The 4,042-nt window shown below is 67.0% G+C and carries 3 protein-coding genes; all 3 read left to right on the top strand.

What is annotated here, in order from left to right; all coding sequences use genetic code 11:
- The first annotated feature begins 134 nt into the window (after positions 1-134).
- The 3 genes from LH128_RS24355 to ilvD all read left to right on the top strand — a co-directional run bounded on the left by LH128_RS24355 (position 135) and on the right by ilvD (position 3,689).
- Complete coding sequence (locus tag LH128_RS24355) at positions 135-941, top strand: 4-(cytidine 5'-diphospho)-2-C-methyl-D-erythritol kinase (protein WP_008832348.1); 807 nt, start codon at positions 135-137, stop codon at positions 939-941.
- A gap of 30 nt (positions 942-971) precedes the next feature.
- Positions 972-1,715, top strand: a complete 744-nt coding sequence (locus LH128_RS24350) for an N-formylglutamate amidohydrolase (protein ID WP_008832347.1) — start codon at positions 972-974, stop codon at positions 1,713-1,715.
- A 117-nt stretch (positions 1,716-1,832) separates the two neighbouring features.
- A complete protein-coding gene (gene ilvD / locus LH128_RS24345; RefSeq protein ID WP_008832346.1) occupies positions 1,833-3,689 on the top strand; it encodes a dihydroxy-acid dehydratase in 1,857 nt (618 codons plus the stop codon).
- Positions 3,690-4,042 lie beyond the last annotated feature (353 nt).

Raw genomic sequence — 4,042 nt, 5'->3', positions numbered from 1 at the left:
GAGGACGTGAACGTGGCGGTTGTGCGCATTGTCGAGGTCTGCCGGGAGCGCTTGCGGCGGGGGCAGGAGGCGCGGCCTGTGCCCCTCCACCATCCTGCGGATGGTCCCCCTCCCCCACCGGGGGAGGATGGCGTGTGAACGAAACCGCCTATGCCAAGATCAACCTCGCGCTGCATGTTCGTCGTCGCCGTGAGGACGGGTATCACGAACTCGAAACGCTGTTCGCCTTCGTCGATGACGGCGACCGGCTGAGCGGCTCCCTCGCCGACGCCGACAGCCTCTCCACCCATGGCGAGTTCGCCGCCAAGATCGACGACCCGTTCGGCAACATCGTCGCCAAGGCGCTGTCTGCATTGCCGCACGGAAAAGGCTGGGCCGTCGATCTCGAAAAGCGCCTTCCCGTCGCGGCGGGTCTCGGCGGCGGATCGGCCGACGCGGGCGCGGTGTTCCGCATGGTGGAGCGCAGCGCGGGCCTTCCAGGCGACTGGCAGACGCGCGCTGCGAGGCTGGGCGCCGACGTGCCCGCCTGCGTCCTGTCCACCACCTGCATCGGCACCGGCACCGGCACCGATCTCCAGCCCGTCGAGAGTGACCTCACCGGCACCCCGGTCCTGCTCGTGAACCCGCGCGTGGGCGTGCCTACCGGGCCGGTGTTCAAGGCCTGGGACGGCGTCGATCGCGGCGAGATGCCCATCGGCTCCGTCCGCCGGATTGCACTGGAAGGCCGCAACGATCTAGAGGCTCCGGCCATCGCGATCTGCCCCGTCGTGGCCGATATGCTGGCAGCTTTGCGGGCGACCGAGCCGTTCCTCGCCCGCATGTCGGGCTCGGGCGCGACATGCTTTGCGCTTTACGACAGCGAGGCGCAATTGCAGGCGGCGTGGGATAAGCTGGCCGAAACTCAACCCCACTGGTGGAAAATGGCGGGCAAGTTGCGGTAAGGTCGCGGCGCGCAACCTTCGGAGGCAGACTTGGAAACCGAATACCACCGCCTGCTCGGCACGCCCGTTTCGGGCGGCGTCCTGGTCGTATCGGACCATGCCTCCAACCGCGTGCCGGATGACATCGACCTCGGCATAGAGGACGCGCTGCTCGACGAGCATATCGCCATCGACATCGGCGTCGCCGCCATCGCCGAACGCATGGTCGAAGCCGGTACCGCCGCTTGGCTCGGCAACGTCAGCCGCCTCGTCTGCGACTTCAACCGCACTCATGACGTCCCCGGCATGATGCCTGAAATCAGCGACGGCTACCTCATCCCCGGCAACGTCCTCACGAAGGAGGAGCGCCAAGCCCGGGTTGACCGGCTGTTCGATCCCTATCACCACGCACTCGCGGCGCAGTTGCGGGAGACGCCTCCGGCGCTGATCCTGTCGCTGCACAGCTTCACGCCGGGCCTCGCCACCTGCACAAAGCCGCGCCCATGGCAGGTCGGCGTCCTCTACAACCAGGACGAGCGCGCCGCGCGCATCGCCATTCCCTGGCTGGAGGCGCAGGGCTTTGTCACCGGCGATCAGGAGCCGTATTCGGGCAAGCTGCTCAACGCATCGATGAACCGCCATGCCGAGCCTAACGGGCTGCCTTATCTCAGCATCGAGATCCGGCAGGACCTCATCGCCGAGGAAGCGGGACAGGCGGAGTGGGCCGACGTGATGACGCGGCTCTGCGCGGCGGTAGTCGGCCAACTCCCGTCATCCCAGCCTTCGCTGGGATGACGAATGTTCGAAGAAATATAATTGCAAAAACTCACGTTGAATTGAAATCAATCACCGTGTAGGGGCGGCTCCAACACAGCGCGAAAACCCGCGCCCATGACTGCTGGAGTTCCGACAATGCCCGCCCTTCGTTCACGCACCTCCACTCACGGCCGCAACATGGCGGGTGCGCGCGGGCTCTGGCGCGCGACTGGCATGAAGGACGGGGACTTCGGCAAGCCGATCGTCGCGGTGGTGAACTCGTTCACCCAGTTCGTCCCCGGCCACGTCCACCTCAAGGATCTGGGCCAGCTGGTTGCCCGCGAGATCGAGGCGGCGGGCGGCGTCGCCAAGGAATTCAACACCATCGCGGTCGATGACGGCATCGCCATGGGCCACGACGGCATGCTCTATTCGCTGCCCAGCCGCGACCTCATCGCCGACAGCGTCGAGTACATGGTCAACGCCCACTGCGCCGACGCGATGGTCTGCATCTCCAACTGCGACAAGATCACGCCGGGCATGCTGATGGCCGCGATGCGCCTCAACATCCCGGCCGTGTTCGTCTCGGGCGGGCCGATGGAGGCGGGCAAGGTGGTGCTGCGCGGCAAGGAACATGCGCTCGATCTGGTCGACGCGATGGTCGCCGCCGCCGACGAGAGCTACACAGACGAGGAAGTGAAGACGATCGAGCGCTCGGCCTGCCCGACTTGCGGTTCGTGCTCGGGCATGTTCACCGCGAATTCGATGAACTGCCTGACCGAAGCGCTGGGCCTCTCGCTGCCGGGCAACGGCTCGACGCTGGCGACTCACTCGGACCGCGAGCGCCTGTTCCTGGAGGCGGGCCGCGTCGCGGTGGACATGTGCCAGCGCTATTATGAGCAGGACGATGCCTCCGTGCTGCCGCGCAACATCGCCAGCTTCGAGGCGTTCGAGAACGCCATGAGCCTCGACATCGCGATGGGCGGCTCGACCAACACCGTGCTGCACCTGCTGGCTGCCGCGCACGAGGCGGGCGTGGACTTCACCATGGCCGACATCGACCGCCTGAGCCGTCAGGTGCCGTGCCTGTCGAAGGTCGCTCCGGCCAAGGCCGACGTCCACATGGAGGACGTCCACCGCGCCGGCGGCATCTACGCGATCCTCGGCCAGCTGGAGCGGGCGGGCCTGCTCCACACCGACCTGCCGACCGTCCACACCCGCACGCTGGGCGAGGCGATCGAGCGCTGGGACACCAGCCGTACCACCGAGGCTTCGGTCCAGGAATTCTACAAGGCCGCGCCCGGCGGCGTGCCGACGCAGACCGCGTTCAGCCAGTCGGCGCGCTGGAAGGAACTCGACCTCGACCGCGAGAACGGCGTCATCCGCTCCAAGGAGCACGCCTTCAGCCAGGACGGCGGCATCGCGGTGCTCTACGGTAACATCGCGCGCGACGGCTGCATCGTGAAGACGGCGGGCGTGGACGACAGCATCCTCAAGTTCACCGGCACCGCGCGCGTCTACGAATCGCAGGACGCAGCGGTCGCGGGCATTCTTGGCGGCGAAGTCGTGGCGGAAACCGTCGTGGTCATCCGCTACGAAGGACCGCGCGGCGGGCCGGGCATGCAGGAAATGCTCTACCCCACCAGCTACCTCAAGTCGAAGGGACTTGGGAAGGCGTGTGCGCTGCTGACGGACGGGCGCTTCTCGGGCGGCACTTCGGGCCTCTCGATCGGCCACGCCTCGCCCGAAGCGGCGGAAGGCGGCGAGATCGGGCTGGTCGAGAACGGCGACACGATCGAGATCGACATCCCCGGCCGCACCATCAACCTGATGATCTCGGACGAGGTCATGGCGCACCGCCGTTCGCAGCAGGAGGCGCGCGGCGCCGATGCATGGTCGCCGGTGCACCCGCGCCCGCGCAAGGTTTCGGCGGCGCTACAGGCTTACGCGGCGATGACCACCAGCGCCTCGAAGGGCGCGGTGCGCGACGTGACGCAGCTCAAGCGGGGCTGAGGTCGCGGCGCCCCGTGCCTGGTGCGCGGGGACATTTTGGGGTTGGACCGTTTGTGGTTATCGGGGCGTGCGAACGATGACCCCGATGGCAGGAATGGGTAGAAAGTTGCCATATATCCTCCCTGTCGCGCAGCGATGGGGAGGTGGCAGCCCGCAGGGCTGACGGAGGGGTTCCTCCCCCTCCACCACTCGCTACGCGAGCGGTCCCCCTCCCCATTGCTTCGCAACAGGGAGGATACACAAGATGTGCAACGGGGCGCTTACGGCTCGCCCGCTTTCCTACAGACCGCCCGCTCCGATAGATTACTCCCACGTCCCGCCCGAACCTCCACGGCCGCACAAGGTTACACCGC

Source organism: Sphingomonas sp. LH128 (assembly GCF_000293195.2).
GTDB classification, from domain to species: domain Bacteria; phylum Pseudomonadota; class Alphaproteobacteria; order Sphingomonadales; family Sphingomonadaceae; genus Novosphingobium; species Novosphingobium resinovorum_A.
This window is presented reverse-complemented; position numbering and strand designations above follow the sequence as displayed.